Source organism: Streptomyces sp. NPDC052299, from assembly GCF_040679335.1.
Lineage (GTDB): Bacteria > Actinomycetota > Actinomycetes > Streptomycetales > Streptomycetaceae > Streptomyces.
This window is the reverse complement of sequence record NZ_JBFAUP010000019.1, coordinates 36,927-56,798: the sequence shown is the minus strand read 5'-3', so window position 1 is coordinate 56,798 and position 19,872 is coordinate 36,927. Positions and strand designations below refer to the sequence as shown.

General features: G+C 73.5%; 17 protein-coding genes. 5 read left to right on the top strand and 12 right to left on the bottom strand.

The window, feature by feature from the left end; translation table 11 throughout:
• Window positions 1–96 precede the first annotated feature (96 nt).
• Window positions 97–1,944, bottom strand: a complete 1,848-nt coding sequence (locus AB0L33_RS27825) for a protein kinase (protein ID WP_365685783.1) — start codon at window positions 1,942–1,944, stop codon at window positions 97–99.
• A gap of 172 nt (window positions 1,945–2,116) precedes the next feature.
• Between AB0L33_RS27825 and AB0L33_RS27820 the strand changes: the two genes are divergently transcribed.
• The 3 genes from AB0L33_RS27820 (at window position 2,117) to AB0L33_RS27810 (ending at window position 3,663) form a co-directional block, all read left to right on the top strand.
• Entirely contained in the window at window positions 2,117–2,707 is a 591-nt protein-coding gene (locus AB0L33_RS27820) for a TetR/AcrR family transcriptional regulator (protein ID WP_365685781.1), read from the top strand.
• A 150-nt stretch (window positions 2,708–2,857) separates the two neighbouring features.
• Window positions 2,858–3,250, top strand: a complete 393-nt coding sequence (locus AB0L33_RS27815; protein ID WP_365685780.1) for a ribonuclease domain-containing protein — start codon at window positions 2,858–2,860, stop codon at window positions 3,248–3,250.
• Window positions 3,251–3,273: 23 nt separating this feature from the next.
• Window positions 3,274–3,663, top strand: coding sequence for a barstar family protein (locus AB0L33_RS27810; protein WP_365685778.1), 390 nt, complete (start codon window positions 3,274–3,276; stop codon window positions 3,661–3,663).
• Between the two features lie 19 nt (window positions 3,664–3,682).
• Here AB0L33_RS27810 and AB0L33_RS27805 read toward each other — a convergent pair whose 3' ends face one another.
• From AB0L33_RS27805 to AB0L33_RS27765, 9 genes are all read right to left on the bottom strand, one after another.
• Window positions 3,683–6,043, bottom strand: coding sequence for a M9 family metallopeptidase (locus tag AB0L33_RS27805; RefSeq protein WP_365685777.1), 2,361 nt, complete (start codon window positions 6,041–6,043; stop codon window positions 3,683–3,685).
• A gap of 231 nt (window positions 6,044–6,274) precedes the next feature.
• Entirely contained in the window at window positions 6,275–6,964 is a 690-nt protein-coding gene (locus AB0L33_RS27800; RefSeq protein ID WP_365685776.1) for a GntR family transcriptional regulator, read from the bottom strand.
• Between the two features lie 69 nt (window positions 6,965–7,033).
• Entirely contained in the window at window positions 7,034–8,035 is a 1,002-nt protein-coding gene (locus AB0L33_RS27795; RefSeq protein ID WP_365685775.1) for a proline racemase family protein, read from the bottom strand.
• Window positions 8,036–8,049: 14 nt separating this feature from the next.
• Window positions 8,050–8,958 (bottom strand): dihydrodipicolinate synthase family protein, encoded by a 909-nt coding sequence (locus AB0L33_RS27790; RefSeq protein ID WP_365685774.1) that lies wholly within the window; start codon window positions 8,956–8,958, stop codon window positions 8,050–8,052.
• A gap of 37 nt (window positions 8,959–8,995) precedes the next feature.
• A complete protein-coding gene (locus AB0L33_RS27785) occupies window positions 8,996–10,426 on the bottom strand; it encodes an NAD(P)/FAD-dependent oxidoreductase (RefSeq protein WP_365685772.1) in 1,431 nt (476 codons plus the stop codon).
• The gene (locus AB0L33_RS27780; RefSeq protein ID WP_365685770.1) at window positions 10,407–10,739 is read right to left on the bottom strand and encodes a (2Fe-2S)-binding protein; all 333 of its coding nucleotides are present in this window, start codon (window positions 10,737–10,739) and stop codon (window positions 10,407–10,409) included. Before AB0L33_RS27780 ends, AB0L33_RS27785 begins: the two co-directional genes overlap by 20 nt.
• Before the next feature lie 69 nt (window positions 10,740–10,808).
• Window positions 10,809–11,996 carry an FAD-binding oxidoreductase gene (locus tag AB0L33_RS27775; protein WP_365685768.1) on the bottom strand — a complete coding sequence of 396 codons (1,188 nt, stop codon included), beginning with the start codon at window positions 11,994–11,996 and terminating at the stop codon, window positions 10,809–10,811.
• A 72-nt stretch (window positions 11,997–12,068) separates the two neighbouring features.
• Window positions 12,069–13,811 carry a pyruvate dehydrogenase gene (locus AB0L33_RS27770; protein ID WP_365685767.1) on the bottom strand — a complete coding sequence of 581 codons (1,743 nt, stop codon included), beginning with the start codon at window positions 13,809–13,811 and terminating at the stop codon, window positions 12,069–12,071.
• Between the two features lie 114 nt (window positions 13,812–13,925).
• On the bottom strand, window positions 13,926–15,413 hold the full coding sequence (locus AB0L33_RS27765; RefSeq protein ID WP_365685765.1) for a protein phosphatase 2C domain-containing protein: 1,488 nt from the start codon (window positions 15,411–15,413) through the stop codon (window positions 13,926–13,928).
• 265 nt (window positions 15,414–15,678) lie between these two features.
• On the opposite strand from AB0L33_RS27765, the gene AB0L33_RS27760 reads away from it, so the two are divergent.
• Window positions 15,679–16,656 carry a helix-turn-helix domain-containing protein gene (locus tag AB0L33_RS27760; protein ID WP_365685763.1) on the top strand — a complete coding sequence of 326 codons (978 nt, stop codon included), beginning with the start codon at window positions 15,679–15,681 and terminating at the stop codon, window positions 16,654–16,656.
• Between the two features lie 50 nt (window positions 16,657–16,706).
• Window positions 16,707–17,189, top strand: coding sequence for a DUF456 domain-containing protein (locus AB0L33_RS27755; protein WP_365685762.1), 483 nt, complete (start codon window positions 16,707–16,709; stop codon window positions 17,187–17,189).
• On the opposite strand, the gene AB0L33_RS27750 is transcribed toward AB0L33_RS27755, so the two are convergent.
• Together AB0L33_RS27750 and rsgA are read right to left on the bottom strand one after the other, a co-directional pair.
• Window positions 17,114–18,541, bottom strand: coding sequence for an AlkA N-terminal domain-containing protein (locus tag AB0L33_RS27750; RefSeq protein WP_365685760.1), 1,428 nt, complete (start codon window positions 18,539–18,541; stop codon window positions 17,114–17,116). The two genes, AB0L33_RS27755 and AB0L33_RS27750, sit on opposite strands and share 76 nt — an antisense overlap.
• Before the next feature lie 71 nt (window positions 18,542–18,612).
• Entirely contained in the window at window positions 18,613–19,785 is a 1,173-nt protein-coding gene (gene rsgA, locus AB0L33_RS27745; protein WP_365685758.1) for a ribosome small subunit-dependent GTPase A, read from the bottom strand.
• Window positions 19,786–19,872: the final 87 nt, after the last annotated feature.

The following is a 19,872-nucleotide window of genomic DNA, read 5'->3' as shown; positions in this document are numbered from 1 at the left end:
TCGCCCCCTGTCTCGAAGGTGCTCAGGCAATGCATGCCCCGCGTGCGGGCTGCCACGCTTGCCGAGTCCTCCGGGCCGGGGGGAATCGTGCGGGGCTCAGGCCCGCTTGTAGTAGTACTTCATCCCGCTGACGTCGTGCTGGATGCCGCTGCCGTTGGTGACGAAGTAGGTCGCGCCCGTCGTGGTGTAGCAGTAGCCGGGGTTGGGGCCGACGAGCTTGAGGGTGCCCACATTGATCCGGCTGCTGGTGCTGGACGTCACTTTCCCTTCGTACGGGCAGTTGTTGTACACGTAGTCGCTGAGGCGCACCACGCCGTTCTTGGAGATGGTGACGGTGCCGGGCTGGCCCGGGTTGTACGTCTCGGCGTACTTCCAGGTGCCGACGAACGCCGCGGGAACCGTCGTGCCGCTGCCCGAGCCTCCGGTGGAGCCGCCCGACGTGCTGGTGGAGCCTCCGCCGCCGGACGTGCTCGTGGAGCCGCCCGAGGTGCTGCCGCCCGAACCGCCGCCGCTCGTCGTGGTGGAGCCTCCCCCACCGCCCGATGTGCTCGTGGAACCGCCGCCGGTGGCGGAGGAGCCACCGCCCGCTGTCCCCGCGTCCTGGCCGTCCCGGCCCGGCTCCCCGTCCTTGCCGTCCTCCCCGTCCTTGCCGGAGTCCGCCTTCTTCTTGCCGGGCGACGCCTTCGGGCTCTTGCTCGCGGCCGGGGACGCGCTGCCGGCCACCGAGGGCTCCGGGGTGGCGGTCGGGCCCGTCGAGGTGGCGACCGGGGGCGCGGCCTGCGCGTCGCCGCCGTCATGGCTGAACGGCTGGAGCATGACCAGCGTGCCGCCCCCGCCGCCTAGGACGACCACCAGCGGCACGGCGACGATCCAGCGGCGGCGCCGCTTCGGCTTCTCCTTCTCCGCCGTCTTCGCGCCCTTCACCTCCGCCGCCACCTCGGGCGCTCCCCGGAGGTCGACCGTCGGGCGGTCCCCCTCCTGCCGCAGCGGCGCGGCCTCCGCGTCGAGCAACTGCGCGGACTGGCGCGCCAGATGACTCACGACGGCGGCGGGCAGCCACGAGGAGGCGACCGGACCGGCCTCGCGCCCCGGCTCGGCCAGCAGCTCGTCCACCGAGGGCCGCTCGTCCACCGGCTTGACGAGCAGCCGGGCGATCAGCGCCTTGAGGTCCGCGTCCCGGACCCGCTTCAGCTCGGGCTCGGCCTCGGCGATCCGGTACATGATCGCGTGCTGGTTGCTCGCCCCGTGCCCGAAGGGAAGCGTTCCGGTCGCCGCGTACGTCAGGACACAGCCGAGGGTGAAGACGTCGCTCTTCGGGACCGCGCTCTCCCCGTGCACCTGCTCCGGGGCCATGAAACCGGGCGTGCCGATCATCATGTTGGTACTGGTGAGCAGGGACTCGACGGCGGTCCCTACGGCGCGGGCGATCCCGAAGTCGATGACCTTGGGCCCCTCCATCGTGAGCATCACGTTGGACGGCTTGAGGTCGCGGTGGACGATGCCCGCCGCGTGGATGTCCTTCAGCGCGTGCAGCAGCCCGGTGGCGAGCGCCTGCACCGAGGCGGCGGGCAGCGCGCCGTGGCCCCGCACGACCTGTTCCAGGGAGAGCCCGGGCACGTATCCCGTGGCCACCCAGGGGAATTCGGCGTCGGGTGCCGCGTCCAGGACGGGTGCGGTCCAGCGTTCGCCGACGCGCCGTGCCGCCTCGACCTCGCGCCGGAAGCGGCCCCTGAACTGCGGGTCCGCGACGTGCTCAGGGTGCACCACCTTGACCGCGACCGTGCGGCCGCCGTCGGAGCGGGCGAGGTAGACCCGGCCCATACCGCCGGCGCCGAGCCGGCCCAGCAGCAGATACGGCCCGACGCGTGCCGGGTCCGTCGGCGTCAGCGGCTTGATGCCTCCGTCGAGGTAGTCCTCGTTGTCCGCCTGGTCGTCGTTGTTCACGCCGTTCTCCTGAAGTCCCCGTATGCGGCCGCGACTTGGCGCGACAAACGTTCAGTGTGAAGCAAAGTGAGCGCCAATTGGAACAACTTCCGGAAACAATTCCGGAACCTTCTCTTACGCTGTTCCCGGCACCACCATGAGGAGCCAGAGATTCCGGAAGCGGGGCGGCGCGATGAGTCCGAAGCAGCAGCGTGGGGAGGCCACGGCCGCCCAGGTGCTCGACACCGCCCTGGCACTGTACGCGGCCCAGGGTGAGGCCGGCCTCACGCTGAACGCGATCACCTCGGCCAGCGGAGTGAGCGCGGGCAGTATCTACCACCACTTCGGCAGCCTCCAGGGCGTGGTCCTCGCCCTCGCCCAGACCTGGCTGGGCCGCCTCCTCGGCGAGGTGGTCGAGGCGCTGCACCAGGTGACCGACGCGCGCGGCGGGGTGCGGGCGCTGACGGAGACGTACCTCCGCTTCGTCCAGGAACACCCGGACGCGGCCCGGCTGATGCACTCGGTCACCGCCGACCGCGAGGCCATCACCAACGCGCGGCAGCTGCGGGGCGCCCAGGAGGCCCGGATCGCGCCGCTGGCCGCCTGGCTCCACGCGCACCGGGAGTCGGGCGAGCTGGCCGCGTTGCCGCTGCCCGTCCTGGAATCGCTGATCCTGGGTCCGGTGACGAGCATCGCGCGGCGCTGGCTGGCGGTGGGCGACATCGACATCGAGGAGGCCATCCGCACGGTGCCGTATCACATCTGGCGATCCGTCAGCCCGTAAGTCCTGCACGGACTTCCGTTCGACCGCCGCACGGTCGTGGCACCCGGACGGCCCCCGATGCGCCATGTGTTCCCTCTCCACGGTTAACTCTCGAAGAATTCACCCGAGTTGGCGTTGACGCGCCGCTGTCTACGCGCGTCATCATGGAGCATGCGAATCCCCCCACGGATCACCACGCTCGGCGGCGCTGCCGCCCTTCTGTCCGCTCTCCTCGTCGGCGGCCCGGTCACGGCGACCGCGTCGGCGACTACCGCGTCGGTCGGCAGCATCTGCTACTCCGACCTGCCGTCCCAGGCCCACGACACCCTCGACCTCATCGACGCCGGCGGCCCGTTCCCGTACGACCAGGACGGCACCGTGTTCCAGAACCGCGAGGGCGTGCTGCCCGCGCAGAGCACCGGCTACTACCACGAGTACACCGTCATCACCCCCGGCTCCCCGACGCGTGGCGCGCGGCGCATCGTCACGGGTGAGGAGAGCCAGGAGGACTACTACACCGCCGACCACTACGAGACGTTCGACCTGGTGGACCACGACTGCTGAGCCGTGCCCGTAGGGTCGGCCCCATGACCGTGACGTATGTGATCGAGGGTTCCCGGATCACCGGCCTGGACAGCTTCTGGACCGTGGTCGGTGAGGCGGTGAACGGGCCCGGCGGCTACTTCGGCCGCAATCTCGACGCCTTCGCGGACTGCCTGAGCGGCGGCATGGGCGCGCCGGACGACGGCGACTTCGTCTTCGAATGGCGCGACCATGCCTTGTCCGCAAGGGCGTTGGGTCATGCGGAGACCGCCCGTCGTCTGGACCGGCTGGCCGCCCGCGCCCATGAGAGCAACCGGAGCCGCCTGCGCGAGGAGTACGCGCAGGCGGCTGCGGGACGCGGTCCGACGCTCTTCGATCTGCTGGTGGCGATCATCCGGGACCGGGCGGGGCCGGGCGCGCTGCGGTTGCTCTGAGGGCGCTCCGGGCCCCGGGTCAGTAGCTCGTCGCGACGCTCACCTGCCCGAAGTCCCGCACGGCGTACAGGCTGATGTAGTGCGCACCGGCGGCCGGGTGGTCGATGGTGAGGGTGTGCGCGTTGCCGCTGCCGGTGACCCTGGCGGTGTACGAGCCGGTGGTGGCCCAGCCGGTGGAGCTGTAGTAGAGGTCGGCGTCGCCCGTGCCGCCGCTGGTGGTGATGGTCAGCCGGTCGGTGCCCGCCGGTATGTAGAGGTACAGGTAGTCGTAGTCGCCACGGGTGGCGTGCCGGCCGTCCCGGGCGCAGTCCTGGCCGAGTTCGCGGGTGTCGCTGCCGGTGCACGGGGCGGTGGGCTCGGTCGGCGGGTTGGTGGTGGTGCCGCAGCTGCCGGCCGCACAGGCCGTGAGCCAGGCCGCCCAGTCGGCTTCGTAGCGGCTGCCGATGGTGGAGGTGAGCAGGGTGCGGGCCCCGTTCCAGTCACCGGCCCGGTACAGGCCGAGGAGTTCGTCCACGTCGGCACGGTGCGACTGGAGCATGTAGCGCACGGCCAGGTACCCCCAGTTGTAGACGCGGGTCTGGTCGGCGTTCTCGTAGGTGGTGTCGAAGAGGGTGCGCAGGGTGTAGGTGTGGGTGCCCGCCTGGGCCAGGGCGTCGTCGTAGGTGACCTCGCGGTACGAGTAGGAGACGTACTCCGCGAAGCCCTCGATCCACCACACGGTCGGGGTGGTCACACCGGCCGCGAAGTCGCCCGCCATGTCGAACCGGCCGTCGAGGTAGTGGGTGTACTCGTGGTTGAGGTTCCAGATCTGGAAGTCGGGCCGGACCCACTCGGCCTCGTAGGCGATGAACCTCGGCTGGTTGCCGGCCGCTGAAGGGTCGCCCTCCAGGTACATCCCGCCGTTGTTGGTGTCGATGCCGTAGATGGCACCGGCGTAGGTCTGGTAGTCGGTGCTGGAATCGAAGACGACGACCTCGATGGTGGTGTTGCGGTCCCCGGCGACGGGGCCGCTGTCCCGGGCCACCTGGTGGAAGTAGGCGTCCTGGCCGCGCAGGCTGGCGCACGCCTCGGTCAGGTCGTCCGATGACATCTGCTGGGCGAGGATGCGGATGCTGTCGCTGCAGGTGTACGAGGTGGGCAGGACGGCGCTCCTGAGGCGTGCGGCCAGGTCGCAGGTGCCGTACGCGGAGCAGTTCGCGCTGTCGTAGTAGTCGGCCATCTCGGCCAGGCCGACCCAGAGCGGCGCGGTCCGCCCGGTGAGCGAGGAGCGGCCGAGGAGATCGATGACCAGCGGTTTCGCCGTGGGCCGCAGCGTGTCCTCCTGGAGGAAGCGGGCCAGCTCGCGGCCCGCGTTGGAGGTCAGGTAGGACTGGTCGGTGCCCAGCAGGTCCAGGTGGTCGCGGGCGAATCCGGCGAGCGCGTCGAGCAGGCTCGGGTCGGCCTCGACGGCGCTGACGAACGCGGGCAGCTGGTGGCCCCGGAAAGTCACGGTGTAGACGTTGTTGACCGCGTTGAGCATGTACCAGGAGCTGTTGTACGAGGAGTTGTAGCCGGCCAGCAGCCGTTTCACGACGTCCAGGTAGCGGGCGTTCTGCTCGGCGCTGTCGATGAGGACGACGGCCTCGGCCAGGGTCTCGCCGTTGGCGTCGGTGACGTCGCGGGAGTGCGCCGAGGCGAAGAAGGCGTCGAGGCCGCCCTGGATGGCGGTGCGCAGGGCGGTGCCGTACGGGCCGACGGTGCCGGGGTCGTAGTACTGCACGTAGTACCCGGCCCGCAGGTAGAGCACCAGTTGGGGCATGCCCGTGCTGCTGTCGCCGGGGTAGGCGGCCGATCCGTCGCGCAGGGCATCGGCCACGGTGACCATCTGGGCCTCGCGGAAGGCCAGGTAGCCGTCGTTGCCCTTGACGGAGAAGAGCGTGTTGACGCAGTCGGTGGTGGACGCCTTGATCTGCTGGACGAGGGCGCTGCCGGTGCGGCCGGTGAAGTCGGCGACGGAGCAGGCGGCCGCCCGCGCCGTGCGCCCGGTCTTCATCGAGGGGGCCGGGTGCTCCGGCTTCGTGGCGCGCGGGTCGTCGTAGTCGCGCCGCAGCGCGTCCTTGGAGGCGCTGAGCGGGGCCCGGTCGGCGGGGTCGGCGGCCGGTTCGCCCACATGGGCCGGGTCCTGGGCGGGCGCGGTGGGGGCCTGTCCGGCGGGTCCGCCCGGTTCGGACGGGGCCCGGCCGGTGACCCGGTGCGCTGCGGCGGCGCTCGCGGCGGCCGGGGCGGTGGGGCGGGGCTCGGCGGCCTGGGCGGGCGCGGCGAGCATGCCGAGGCCCAGGCAGGCGGCCAGGACCGCGGTGGTGAGTCCGGTGACTCTCTGTCGGACCGTTCGTTTCTTCACGTGCCGCCTCCCAGCGGTGTGATGGCCGCGCGTCGTCGCGCGGCTGTGGGGGATGGCGCGCGGGTGAGGCCGGACGGGGACGGCGGGCGACCGGAACGTCAGCTGAATGACATGGACACGACCTCAAGCGCGACCGTCAGTACAATGGCACATGTCACATGTCTTTAGGAAGCGGCCGTGACGACATTCGTGGAGGCGTCAACGCCCTTGTGCGTGAGGGAGTTTGAGACCCTACGCCCGGCTCGCCGGTGCACCCCGGCGGCCGTCCGCCCACAGCGAGCGGACGTGCGACATGTGGCCGAGCATGCAGGACTCCGCACCCTCCGCGTCCCCGGCGACCACCAGGTCGAGCAGCTCGATGTGCTCCTCGGCCGACGCGGCCAGCTGCCCGGTCTCGGCGAGCCGGTTCAGCCCGAACAGCCGCGAGCGCTTGCGGAGTTCACCGACCTCCTCGACCAGCCGGCGGTTGCCGGCCAGCCCCAGCAGGGCGAGGTGGAAGCGCCGGTCCGCCTCCAGGTAGCCCAGGATGTCGTGGCGGCGGGCGGCCTCGACGATCTCCTCGGCGACGGGCCGCAGCGCCTCCAGCTCGTGCGTCAGGCCCATGCCCGCGATCCGGCCGACCGTGGGGACCTCGATCATCGCGCGCAGTTCGGTGTAGTCGTCCAGGTCCTGCTCGGTCACCTCGGTGACCCGGAAGCCCTTGTTGCGGACGGCTTCGACCTGGCCCTCCCGGACCAGGTCGAGCATCGCCTCACGTACGGGAGTGGCGGAGACGCCGAACTGGGCGGCCAGCGCGGGCGCCGAGTAGACCGTGCCGGGCCGCAGCTCGCCGGAGACGAGGGCCGCCCGCAGCGCGTGCGCCACCTGGTCGCGCAGGTGCTCCTGCGCCGAGATGGCGTTGAGCGACGTCAGGCGGGCCATGTCTGTTCCTCCAGCACCGTGCGGAGGGCCAGAATACAATGTGACGTTGGACCCGGACCCCGCGCGGGCTCACAGCAGGAAGCCCTCCGGGAAGGGGTCTTCGGGGTCCAGGAAGTACTGCGCGGTCCCGGTGATCCAGGCCCGTCCCGTGACCGTCGGGACGACCGCGGGCAGCTCGCCCACCACGGTCTCGCCGACCAGCCGCCCGGTGAACCGGGTGCCGATGAACGACTCGTTGACGAAGTCCCGGCCCAGCGGGAGTTCGCCCCGGGCGTGCAGCTGGGCCATCCGCGCGGAGGTGCCCGTGCCGCACGGCGAGCGGTCGAACCAGCCGGGGTGGATGGCCATCGCGTGTCGCGAGTGCGCGGCGTCGGAGCCGGGCGCGATCAGCTGGACGTGCTTGAGCCCGTGGATCGCCGGGTCCACGGGATGGACCGGCCGGTCGGCGGCGTTGACCGCCTCCATCAATGCCATTCCCGCCGCGAGCAGTTCGTCCTTCCGGGCACGGTCGAACGGCAGGCCCAGGTCCGCCAGGCGCACCATCGCGTAGAAGTTGCCGCCGTAGGCGAGGTCGTACGGCACCTCACCGAAGCCGGGAACCTTCGCGGTGAGGCCGAGCCCCGCGCTGAAGGCCGGCACGTTGGTGAGGGTGACGGAGGTGGCGGCCCCGCCCTCCACCCGTACGTCCACGGAGACGAGCCCGGCGGGGGTGTCCAGCCGTACGGTGGTGACGGGTTCGGTGACCGGGACCATGCCGGTCTCCACCAGCACGGTCGCCACCCCGATCGTGCCGTGTCCGCACATCGGCAGGCAGCCGGAGACCTCCATGAAGAGCACTCCGAAGTCGGCGTCGGGCCGGGTCGGCGGCTGGAGGACGGCCCCGCTCATGGCGGAGTGGCCGCGCGGCTCGTACATCAGCAGGGTCCGCACCGCGTCCCGGTGCGCCATGAAGTACGCCCGGCGCTCGGCCATGGTGACGCCGGGGAGCGTGCCGATCCCGCCGGTGATCACGCGGGTGGGCATGCCCTCGGTGTGCGAGTCGACGGCATGGAAGACGTGGCGGCTGCGCATCGTCCCTCCCCCTCTCAGTCCAGGCCCTCGGCGAGGGCCTTCTCCGTGGCCGCGCGTACGGCGGCCAGGGCGTCGGCGTCGAGCGGCAGGCGGGGCGGCCGGGTGGGCCCGCCGTGCCGGCCAACGATGTCCATGGACGCCTTGATGGCCTGGACGAACTCCGGCTTGGAGTCCCACCGCAGCAGCGGGTGCAGCCGCCGGTAGAGCGGCAGGGCGCGCTCCAGGTCGCCGGAGACGGCCGCCCGGTACAGCGCGACACAGCCGCGCGGCAGCATGTTGGGGCAGCCGGCGATCCAGCCGACCGCCCCGGCCAGGGCGAGTTCGAGCAGCACGTCGTCGGCGCCGACGAGCAGATCGAGACCGGGCGCGACCTCCGCGATCTCGTACGCCCTGCGGACATCGCCGCTGAACTCCTTGACCGCGACGACCGACCCCTCCGCGTGGAGCTGCCCGAGCAGCCGGGGCGTCAGATCCACCTTGGTGTCGTACGGGTTGTTGTACGCGACGACGGGGAGCCCGGCCGCCGCCACCTCGGCGTAGTGCGCGCGGACGCCCGCGTCCTCGCACGGGTAGCCGTTGGGCGGGAGCAGCAGCACGGAACCGGCCCCGGCATCGGCGGCCTCCTCGGCCCGGCGCCGCGACTGCGCGCTGTCGTACGAGGAGACCCCGGGCATTACCCGCCCTCCGTCCCCGGCCGCCTCGACGGCGACCCGCACCACGTCCCGGCGCTCCCGGTCGCTGAGGGTCTGATACTCCCCCAGCGACCCGTTGGGCACCACACCGTCGCAGCCCGCGTCGAGGAGGTCGCGGACGTGTGCGGCGTAGGCGTCGAAGTCGACGGACCCGTCCTCGCGCAGGGTGAGCGGGGTGGCGACCATGACGCCCCGCCAGGGGGCGCGGGTGCGGGTGGGCTCGGCTGTCATGCGGGCTCCTCAGGGGTGGGTGTGCGGATACGGGTGCTCAGGCGTTGTCCGGCCGGGCGGCGCGGGCCAGCGTGGCGAGCGGGACCGGGCAGGCGAGCGGGCGCCGGTCGGGAGCGGCACCGGCACCGGACGGGCCGGCCAGGGCGCGAACGGCGAAGCCGCAGGTGCGGCCCTGGCACCAGCCCATGCCCGCCCGGGTGAGCAGCTTGGCGGTGCGGGTGTCGGCCGCGCCCAGTTCGGCGACGGCGGTCCGGACCGTGGCTGCGGTGACCTCCTCGCATCGGCAGACCTCGGTGTCCGGGGCGAGCCACCCGGTCCATCCCGGTCCCGGCCGGTGCGCGGCCCCCATCAGTCCGGCGAACCCGCGCATCCGGCGACGGCGGCGGACGAGCGCCCTCGCCCGGGCCGGGACGGGGCCGCCCCGCACGTCGGCGATCACCGAGAGGGCGGCCAGCTCGCCTTCGGCCAGGGCCAGTCGCACACCGCCGATGCCCCCGGTCTCCCCGGCGGCCCAGACTCCGGGCACGGTGGTGCGCAGCCGCGCGTCGACCTCCAGGACCGCCGAGCCGTCCGTGCCGGTGCGGGTGGCGCAGCCGAGGCCGAGGGCGAGGTCGAGCTGCGGCACGAGGCCGTGGCCGACGGCGAGCGCGTCGCAGTCGATGCGCCGCCCGGTGCCCGGCACGGGGCGCCAGGCGCGGTCGAGCCGGCTGACCGTGACCCCTTCCACGCGTTCGGTGCCGTGGACGGCGGTGACCGCCCGGTGCGTGAGCATCCGCACCCCGTACCGGGCGAGGCCCGCCCGGTGCCGGGCGCCTTCCGCGAGCCGGTCCGGGTTCGCGGCCAGGGTCAGGGGCGCCCGGGCGTACGCCGCGTAGCCGGCGGCCTCCACCAGTGCGGGCACCCTGGCCCCGGCCCCGGCCAGGGAGAGGGCGACGGCCTGGAGCAGCGGCCCGCTCCCGGCGACGACGACGCGCCGGCCGGGCAGCACGAGCCCCGACTTGAGCATGGCCTGGGCCCCGGCCGCACCGACGACGCCGGGCAGCGTCCAGCCGGGGAAGGGGAGTTGGCGCTCGACGGCACCGGTCGCGATCACGAGGCGGCGGGCACGTGGGGCGGCCCCGTCGCCGCCGTCCGGGCCGGTGAGCGCGAGCAGGGTCCAGTCCGCGCCGGTCCGCGTCACCGCCCACACCTGGTGGCCGGTGAGGTGGCGCACCCGCCCGGTGTCGCGGTGCCGGCCGAGGCGGGCGGTGAGCGCGGTGAACGTGCCCCGGCCGTGGAGCGGGGCCCCGGGGCGGACGGTGCCGAGGCCCGGGGCGGGTGCGCGGTAGTACTGCCCGCCGGGTGCGTCGGCCGCGTCGATCAGGAGCACGTCGAGCCCGGCGTCGGCGGCGGTGACGGCGGCGGCGAGTCCGGCCGGTCCCGCGCCCACCACGGCGACCTCGGCACGGTCAGGGTCGTGGTGCGGCATGTCCGTTGCCCTCCTGGGTGGTGACGGCGTCGCCGGGACGGGCGGGCAGCAGGCAGGCCCGCAGGTTGGGCCGCCCGTTGACGGTGGCCAGGCACTCGAAGCAGGAGCCGATCCCGCAGAAGGCGCCCCTGGGCCGCCCGTTGACCCGGGTGGTGCGCCAGCTGAGGACGGAGGCGGCCCACAGCGCGGCCGCGATGCTCTGCCCGGGCAGGGCGGGCACCGGGCGCCCGTCGAAGGTGATCTCGAAGGCGGACCCGGCACCGGCCGGCCCGGCCGGGCTGCGGGCGGGGTCACGTCGGCGTGCTCGTCTCACCGGGGCTCCTGTCTCGTGGATCGGGCGGTACGGGGAGGGACGGACGGCTCGCTGGGAGGGACGGACCGCTCACGGGGGTGGGGCCACGGCTCGCCCGCCCCCGGCGTCCGCCCCGAAGCGGTCCGGCCGGAACGGCTCCGCGTCCAGGGGCGGTCGCTCGCCCCGGACCGCCGCCGTGATCAGGACGCCCGTCGCCGGGGCCAGGCCGATGCCCGCGCCCTCGTGGCCGCAGGCGTGGAAGAGGCCGGGGACCCTCCGGTCGGGCCCGATGGCGGGGAGGTGGTCGGGCAGGTACGGGCGGAAGCCGTGGTAGGCGCGGAGCACCCGGGCGGCCCCGAGGACCGGGAACAGCGCGGCGGCCGCGTCGGCCAGCCTGCTGATCACCGGCACGGACAGGGTGCGGTCGAAGCCGACCCGTTCGCGGCTTGCGCCGATGAGGACGGGCCCGGCGGGGGTGCCCTCCACGACCGGTGACGTCTGGAGGGCGGCCGAGGCGCTGGACACGTCGGCCAGGTACTCGGCGGCGTACACCTTGTGCCGGATCAGCGGCGGCAGCGGCTCGGTCACCAGGACGAACCCGCGCCGGGGCAGGACGGGCAGCTCCACCCCGGCGAGCGCGGCGAACTCCCCGCCCCGTACGCCCGTCGCGTTGACCACGGCCGGGGCGAGCAGGTCACCGGCCTCGGTGCGGACGCCGCGCACCGCGCCCGTGGGGCCGGTGAGCACGGCGGTGACCGGGCGGCCGGTGTGCAGGGCCGCCCCGGCGTCGCGGGCGGCGCGGATCAGGTGGGCGGCGGCGAGGGCGGGCTGGACCTGGGCGTCCTCCGGGTAGAGGACGCCGCCCGCGAGGCCGGGGGCCAGGTGCGGTTCCAGCCCGGGCAGTTCGTCCGGGGCGACGGCGGTGGTGCGTACCCCGGCCCGGGCCTGTCCGGCGGCGGTCGCGGTCAGGGTCGCGAGGGACCGCTCGTCCGCCGCGACGACGAGGCCGCCCTTCTGCTCGTACTCGACCGCCCCGGGCAGCACCTCGGACAGCTCGCGCCAGAGGGCGGCGGAGAGCCGGGCGAGATCGAGTTCGGGGCCGGGCGGCTTGTCGGAGACGAGGAGGTTCCCCTCCCCCGCGCCGGTGGTGCCTCCGGCGGGCGGTCCGCCGTCCACCACCGCGACCGAGAGACCGGACCGGGTGGCGTAGTACGCGCAGGCGGCGCCGACCACACCGGCTCCGACGACGACAACATCCAGAGGCTGTCTCGTGAACACGTCAGTAATATGTCACATGGTTCTGAGGGTTCCAAGAGTGTGTCGCGCACGCCCTCATGACACTTCGTCAGCTCACGGCCGGGGCACGTTGCGGAGGTTGGAGCGGGCCATCTGAAGCATCCGGCCCACTCCGCCGTCGAGGACGATCTTGCTGGCGGACAGCGCGAAGCCGGTCACCATGTCCGCGCTGATCTTCGGCGGGATGGAGAGCGCGTTGGGGTCGGTGACGACGTCGACGAGCGCCGGGCCCTTGTGCTTGAAGGCGTCCTTGAGCGCGCTCGTCAGCTCCTTGGGCTTCTCGACCCGGACGCCGTACGCCCCCGCCGCGCGCGCCACGGCCGCGAAGTCCGGGTTCTTGTTGGTCGTCCCGAACGAGGGCAGGCCGCCGACCAGCATCTCCAACTCCACCATGCCGAGCGATGAGTTGTTGAAGAGGACCACCTTGACCGGCAGGTTGTACTGGACGAGCGTCAGGAAGTCGCCCATCAGCATGGTGAATCCGCCGTCGCCCGACATCGAGACGACCTGCCGGTTCCGGTCGGTGAACTGCGCGCCGATGGCCTGCGGCAACGCGTTCGCCATCGAGCCGTGACTGAACGAACCGATCACCCGGCGCTTGCCGTTGGGGGTCAGATAGCGGGCCGCCCAGACGTTGCACATGCCGGTGTCGACGGTGAACACGGCGTCGTCGTCCGCGAGTTCGTCCAGCACCGAGGCCACGTACTCGGGGTGGATCGGGACGTGCTTCTCGACCTTGCGGGTGTACGCCTTGACCACGCCCTCCAGGGCGTCGGCGTGCTTCTTGAGCATACGGTCGAGGAACTTGCGGTCGCTCTTCGCCTTCACCCGGGGCGTCAGACAGCGCAGCGTCTCCCGGACGTCGCCCCAGACGGCCAGGTCCAGCTTGGTGCGCCGGCCGAGGTGTTCCGGCCGCACATCGACCTGCACGATCTTCACGTCGTCGGGCAGGAAGGCGTTGTACGGGAAGTCCGTGCCGAGCAGGATCAGCAGATCGCACTCGTGCGTGGCCTCGTAGGCGGCTCCGTAGCCGAGCAGCCCGCTCATCCCGACGTCGTACGGGTTGTCGTACTGAATCCATTCCTTGCCGCGCAGGGCGTGCCCGACGGGGGACTTGATCCGCTCGGCGAACTCCATCACCTCGGCGTGCGCGCCCGCCGTGCCGCTGCCGCAGAACAGCGTCACCCGTTTGGCCTCGTCCACCATCCGGCACAGCTTCTCGATCTCGGCGTCGCCCGGCCGCACGGTGGGGCGCGAGGTGACCAGGGCGTGCTCGGCGGTCCGTTCGGGCGCGGGCTGCCCGGCGACGTCGCCCGGCATGGTCACGACGCTGACCCCGCCCTGGCCGACCGCGTGCTGGATGGCGGTCTGGAGCAGCCGGGGCATCTGCTGCGGATTGGAGATCATCTCGTTGTAGTGGCTGCACTCCTGGAAGAGCAGCTCGGGGTGGGTGGCCTGGAAGTAGTTGAGGCCGATCTCGCTGGACGGGATGTGCGAGGCCAGCGCGAGCACGGGGGCCATCGAGCGGTGGGCGTCGTACAGGCCGTTGATGAGGTGCAGGTTGCCGGGCCCGCACGACCCGGCGCAGGCCGCGAGGTCGCCGGTGATCTGCGCCTCCGCACCGGCCGCGAACGCCGCCGTCTCCTCGTGCCTGACCTGGATCCACTCGATGTCCGCGTGCCGCCGTACGGCGTCGACCACCGGGTTGAGGCTGTCCCCGACGACCCCGTACAGGCGCTTGACGCCCGCCCGGGCGAGGATGTCGACGAACTGCTCCGACACGTTCTGCTTGGCCATGGGTGACGCACTCCCTCTGCCTGTGCTCCGTGCACGTCCGGCTGTCCGGGACGCGGGGCGTCAAACCCCGGCCCGGACGGGTATCCGGAATCCATCAACCCATGGCGTGCGCGGTTACGCCTCCCAGACGCCGACCGCCGTCCGGTCGTCCGCGTACCCCTTCACCCGGATCCGGGTGTCCGCGAGGAACGCCCCGAGCCCCGGCGCCTCCACCGGCGACCAGCGCGTGGCGAGCTCGGCGGCCAGCTCCGGTTCGCCGCGCAGCGGGTCGGCGAGGCCCGCCCCGCACAGCAGCAGGGTGTCCCCCGGCCGGGCGACGGAGGCACGGAAGCGGAACGGTTCGGCAGGGGGCGGGAGGGGGTCCTCGACATACGGGGCGGGGCCGGTGGCGATGTTCAGGTCCATGGTCAGCCGGTCGCCCTCGGGCCCGCTCTCGGGCGGGCTCTCCGGCGCGGAGGAGCCGAAGCCGACCACCGGCTCACCGCTCAGCGCGGCGGGCGGTGGAAGCGCCGGTTCCAGGTCGTGCCAGCTGCCGTCGCGCAGCCGGAAGAGGCCGCCCGCGCCGATGCCGAAGAAGACCCGGGTGCGGCAGCCGGGGTCGGCGGACAACAGCAGGCATCGCAGGCTCGCGGTGTACGCGTCCGGTTCGACGCCCAGTTCGGCGGCGCGGGCGCGCAGCTTGCCGAAGGCGCGGTCGGTGAGCCGGTGGAGCCCGGACTTCAGGTCGGCGCGGCGGCCCGCCCTTATGTCGTCGGAGAGCCTGGCGTGGCTGCGCCCGACCGCCTCGCCGATCCAGTGGCAGGTGTCCGCCGCCGCCGTGCGCGCCCCCTCCGCGCCCCGCGACGCGCCCGCGACGGCCACCAGCACCAGCGCGTTCTCGCCGGTCCCGAAGCGCGCCGTCAGCAGCGCGTCCCGGCGCGGCTCGCCCCGGAACCGGGCCGAGTCACCGCGTACGGACGCGGCGCGCAGCGTGTAGGTCCCGTAGGTGGCACCGTCCAGGACCGTGTCCGGGACGACACGGGCGACTTCGTACGGGTCGGTGGCGGGCAGCGCCGTGGGCTCGGCGTCGTAGGTGGGCGGCCGGGCGCCGACGTGGTCGACCCGCGGCGGGGGCCCGACGGCCGGCTCCGGCGGCGCCTCGTCCGGGGCGGGTGCGTCCGCCTCGGCGCGCTCGGTCACCGGCCGCCTGGGCAGCGGGGGCGCTTCGCGCCCGGCGGGAACACGAGGGTCATCCGAGGGGGGCGGCGGCGGGGGCTCGGGCGGCGGCGGCCCTGGAAAGGTGCGCGGCCGCACCGGTCCGGCCATGGGCTCCCACGGGGCGCGGGGCGGCGTCCGCACGTCCCACGGGGCGCGGGCCTCCGGCTCCGGCGGGGTGTCCCGCTCCGTGTCCGCCGGACGGGTGACCGCCGCCGGGCCGGCCGGCAGCGACTCGTCCCTGGGCCCCGGTATGTCCACGGCCGCCACCGTGCCCGACGCCGAGTCGAACCGGTCGTCGAGGCTGTCGGCGGCCTGAGCCGCCCCCGCGTCCGGGGCGGATTCGTCGTACAGCCTGCGCCACCAGTCGTCCTCGTGGGCCGCGGGCTTCTCCCCCTGCTGACTCATGTCCTTATTGTCGACCGCGGGGGCGGTACGAAAACGGTCATCCGGAAAATCGGTCCGCCGGACGACCCCACCCCCCACGGGAAGGACGCCCGGCAGACCGGTCCTGAAAGCGGGTGCCGGACAAGGCACCGGTCCCGCTGTGACGTCACATTGGCAGAGTGGCGCACGGTGCGGCGATGATGTGCCGTGGCGAGATCACGCCGTGGCGACTTTTCGCCACACGTGTGCGCCGAAGGCGTACGCACGGTCCGGGGAGGGGTCGGGGATGCTGGCAGCCATAGGTCTTGACGAGAGGCAGGAGTCGGCCTACCGCGCACTGGTGGCGCTCGGGGCCGCCGAGTTGTCCGATCTCTCGCACCGGCTGGCGCTCCCCGAGCGGGACACGGAACGCGCGCTGCGCCGGCTGGAACAGCACGGCCTGGCCGCCCAGTCCTCCGCCCGCACGGGCCGCTGGGTCGCGGCGCCGCCCGGAGTCGCCCTGGGGGCGCTGCTCACCCAGCAGCGCCACCAGCTGGAGCAGGCCGAGCTGGCGGCGGTGCTGCTCGCCGAGGAGTACCGCGCCGACGCCGCCGAACCGGCCGTCCACGACCTGGTGGAGGTGGTCACCGGGGCGAGCGCGGTGGCCCACCGCTTCCATCAGCTGCAGCTCGGGGCGACGAGCGAGGTGTGCGCGCTGGTCACCGGGAAGCCGATCGCGGTCAGCGGCCTGGACAACGAGTCGGAGGAGGCGGCGGCCACCCGCGGGGTCTCGTTCCGGGTGGTCGTGGAGCGCGAGGTGCTGGGCCTGGAGTCCGGGATCGTGGAGCTGTCGGCGGCGCTCAGCCGGGACGAGCAGTGCCGGGTGGTCCCCCGGGTCCCGACGAAGCTGGTGATCGCCGACGGGGCGCTGGCCATGGTGCCGCTGACCGGCCGGGGCGCGGAGCCCGCCGCGCTGGTGGTGCACGCGTCGGGCCTCCTGGAATCGCTGACCGGGCTCTTCGAGGCGGTGTGGCGCGAGGCCATGCCGCTGCGGCTCGGCGAGGGCGGCGCGGTCCTCGCGGAGCCGGGCGGCCCCGACCCGACGGATCTGGAGATCCTGTCGCTGCTGCTGGCCGGCCTCACCGACGCGAGCGTCGCCAAGCAGCTGGACCTGGGCCTGCGGACGGTGCAGCGCCGGGTCAAGGGCCTGATGGAGCTGACCGGCGTCTCCACCCGGCTCCAGCTCGGCTGGCACGCGTACGAACGGGGCTGGGTGGCCCGCTAGTGACCTGGTCAGAACGGGCGGGAGCGGGCGGTCTCCGGCACGCTGGTCAGATGGGTGTGTGGCAGCTCGTCGCCGTCGGACTGGTGATGCTGCTCGGTCTGATCGGCGTGCTGGTGCCGGGCGTGCCGGGGCAGGCGATCGTCTGGGCCGCCGTCCTGTGGTGGGCGTTCACCGACACGACCCCGGCCGCCTGGGCCGTGCTGATCGGCGCGACGGCCCTGCTCCTGCTCAACCAGGCGCTCAAACCGCTGCTGCCGCCGCGCCGGCCCCGCGAGTCGGGCGCCCCGCGCCGGACGCTGATGCTGGGCGGGCTCGGCGCCATCGTCGGGTTCTTCGTGCTGCCCGTCGTCGGGGCGGTCGTCGGCTACGTCGGGGTCATCTTCGGGGCGGAGCGGCTGCGCCTCGGCAGCCGGGGCGCGGGCTGGACGTCGGTCCGCTCGGTGATGCGGGCGACCGGCTACTCGGTGCTCGTGGAGCTCTTCGCGTGCCTGCTGGTGACCGGCGCCTGGCTGGGCGCGCTGATCTGGGGCTGACGGCGGTGTCCGGCCCGCCGCACACCGTACGAACGCCAGGGCCGCCAGCCGCTCGCGCCCGGGGTGCCGTACGGGTCCACGTCCGGGTCGCCCAGCCCGCGCATCCGGATCAGCGCGGCGGTGGCGGGGCCGATGCCGGGCAGCCGGCGGAGCGCCTGCTCGGCCTCGTCGCGGTCGGCGCCCGCGTCCAGGCGTACGGTGCCGTCGGCGAGCGCGGTCGCCAGAGCCCGCAGGGCCGGGTCACCGGCCGCGTCGGCGAGCACGGCCGGCTCGGGGAAGACGTGGGTCAGCGCGCCGCACGGCACGTCGAGCGCCTTGCCGTACTCCTCGACCAGCTCCGCGGCCGCCGCGTCGCCCACCAGGGCCCGCACGGCGAACTCCTCGGCGTCGGCCGCCCCCGGCGAGCGCACCCCCGGCCGCGCCGCGACGTCCGGGGCGAGCGCGGGGTCGGCGGACAGCAGCTCGTCCACGGCGTACGGGTCGGCGTCCAGGTCGAAGAGCCGGCGCAGCCGCTGGACGGCCGTGGTCAGGTCGCGCAGGTCGGTGAGGTGGATGCGGGCGTCCAGCCAGTCCCCGGCGGACCGTTCGTCCACGGAGGTGACGGCGGTGCCGTACGGGAGGCGCAGCGTGCGCCGGTAGGTACGGCGGCCGGGCTCCCCGGTGATCTCCTCGACGCGGGCGACCGGCCCGACGGCGAGCAGGTCGAAGACGTCACCGGCGGCGTACGGTCCGCGGTGGGCGAGCCGGAGCGGGATGCCGGTGGCACCGGCCCCGCGGTCCGCGGCTCCGAGCCCCGTACCGGCCTCGGCGCGCAGGGCGCTCGGGGTGCGGGCGTAGATCTGCCGGACGGTGTCGTTGAACTGGCGCAGGCTGCCGAACCCGGCCGCGAAGGCGATCTCGGTGACGGGCAGGGCCGTGGTCTGGAGCAGGACCCGGGCGGTGTGGGCGCGCTGGGCGCGGGCCAGGGCGACGGGTCCGGCGCCCAGTTCCGCGTTGAGCTGGCGCTGCACCTGGCGGGAGCTGTAGCCGAGCCGGTGGGCGAGCCCGGGGACGCCTTCCCGGTCCACCACACCGTCGCCGATCATCCGCATGGCGCGCCCGACGACATCGGCCCGGACGTTCCACTCGGCGGAGCCGGGGACGGCGTCCGGGCGGCAGCGGCGGCACGCCCGGAAGCCGTTGGTCTGGGCGGCCGCCGCCGTCGGGTAGAAGCGGACGTTCTTCCGTTTGGGCGTGACGGCGGGGCAGCTCGGCCGGCAGTAGATGCCGGTCGTCTCGACGGCGAAGAAGAACTCGCCGTCGAAACGGGCGTCGCGGCTGCTGACCGCCTCGTATCTGGTCTCCTCGTCCATCACACCGTCCAGTGTGCGCCCCGCAGGGCACCGGCACTCGCGGTTTTCGGACGTGGACCGGAGGGGGTCGGCTAGCGAATCCGGCCGCGCTTGGCTTCGATCGCGGCGCGGCCCTCGGCCCCCTTCCGCTTCCAGTCGCGCCGGATCTCGGCCCGGACGCGGGCGTCGGTCTTGGCGACGATGCGCTGGTTCTCGCGCTGGAGCTTGCGGTAGCTGTCGAAGCGGCGCTCGGGCAGGACACCGTCCTCGATCGCCTCCCGCACGGCGCAGCCGGGCTCCGCCTCGTGGGCGCAGTCGTGGAACCGGCAGCCCTCGGCCAGTTCCTCGATCTCCGAGAAGACCTGGCCGACGCCGACCCCGGCGTCCCAGAGGCCGACCCCGCGCAGCCCGGGGGTGTCGATGAGGACCCCGCCGGTGGGCAGCACGAGGAGGTTGCGGGTGGTGGTGGTGTGCCGGCCCTTGCCGTCCACGTCGCGGGCGGCCTGGACCTCCATCACGTCCTGGCCGAGCAGCGTGTTGGCGAGCGTGGACTTTCCGGCGCCGGACACCCCGAGCAGCACGCTCGTGCCGCCGGAGACGATCGCCGAGAACACGTCGATGCCCTCGCCGGTGGTGGAACTGACCGGGAGCACCTGCACACCGGGCGCGACGCGCTCGATGTCCTGGACCAGGTGGGCGAGGGTGGCCGCGTCCGGGACCAGGTCGGCCTTGGTGAGGACGACGACCGGTTCGGCTGACCGCTCGCCCGCCCCGGCGGCGTCGCCCAGCAGCGCGTCACCGCCGGAGCTGGACATGGCGAGGGCCAGGAACCGCTCGACGCGGCCCAGGTCCAGCTCCACGGCGAGCGAGACGCAGATGACGATGTGGTCGACGTTGGTGGCGAGCACCTGGCCCTCGGAGCGCTTGGACGAGGTGGAGCGTACGAAAGCGGTGCGGCGCGGCAGCAGCGTACGGACGAACCGAGGGTCGCCGTCGGCGTCGACGGCCGCCCAGTCGCCGGTGCAGACGATCCGCATCGGGTCGCGCGGCACGACGAAGGCGGTGTCCGCCCAGATCGTGCCCTCGGGCGTGACGATGTCGCAGCGCCCGCGGTCGACCCGCACCACGCGTCCGGGCACCAGTCCCTGGGCGGCATACGGGGCGAACTCGGCCGCCCAGTCGTCGTCCCAGCCGTAGGGGGCGAGCGGGTGCGAAGCGGTGGTGGAGAGGGAGGAGGAGAAGGTGGAGAAGGACGGGAGAGACAAGGGAAACCCTTCACAGGGTGGCCCGGCGGTGCGCGCGAGGCGCGAAGAGGTCAGCCGGTGGCCACGGAGGTGACAAAGAGGAACTTC

Coding starts and splice junctions, on each gene's coding strand:
- AB0L33_RS27820 (WP_365685781.1), top strand. CDS start 2,117: ATGAGTCCGAAGCAGCAGCGTGGGGAGGCCACGGCCGCCCAGGTGCTC.
- AB0L33_RS27815 (WP_365685780.1), top strand. CDS start 2,858: ATGCGAATCCCCCCACGGATCACCACGCTCGGCGGCGCTGCCGCCCTT.
- AB0L33_RS27810 (WP_365685778.1), top strand. CDS start 3,274: ATGACCGTGACGTATGTGATCGAGGGTTCCCGGATCACCGGCCTGGAC.
- AB0L33_RS27800 (WP_365685776.1), bottom strand. CDS start 6,964: ATGGCCCGCCTGACGTCGCTCAACGCCATCTCGGCGCAGGAGCACCTG.
- AB0L33_RS27795 (WP_365685775.1), bottom strand. CDS start 8,035: ATGCGCAGCCGCCACGTCTTCCATGCCGTCGACTCGCACACCGAGGGC.
- AB0L33_RS27790 (WP_365685774.1), bottom strand. CDS start 8,958: ATGACAGCCGAGCCCACCCGCACCCGCGCCCCCTGGCGGGGCGTCATG.
- AB0L33_RS27785 (WP_365685772.1), bottom strand. CDS start 10,426: ATGCCGCACCACGACCCTGACCGTGCCGAGGTCGCCGTGGTGGGCGCG.
- AB0L33_RS27770 (WP_365685767.1), bottom strand. CDS start 13,811: ATGGCCAAGCAGAACGTGTCGGAGCAGTTCGTCGACATCCTCGCCCGG.
- AB0L33_RS27765 (WP_365685765.1), bottom strand. CDS start 15,413: ATGAGTCAGCAGGGGGAGAAGCCCGCGGCCCACGAGGACGACTGGTGG.
- AB0L33_RS27760 (WP_365685763.1), top strand. CDS start 15,679: ATGCTGGCAGCCATAGGTCTTGACGAGAGGCAGGAGTCGGCCTACCGC.
- AB0L33_RS27755 (WP_365685762.1), top strand. CDS start 16,707: ATGGGTGTGTGGCAGCTCGTCGCCGTCGGACTGGTGATGCTGCTCGGT.
- AB0L33_RS27750 (WP_365685760.1), bottom strand. CDS start 18,541: ATGGACGAGGAGACCAGATACGAGGCGGTCAGCAGCCGCGACGCCCGT.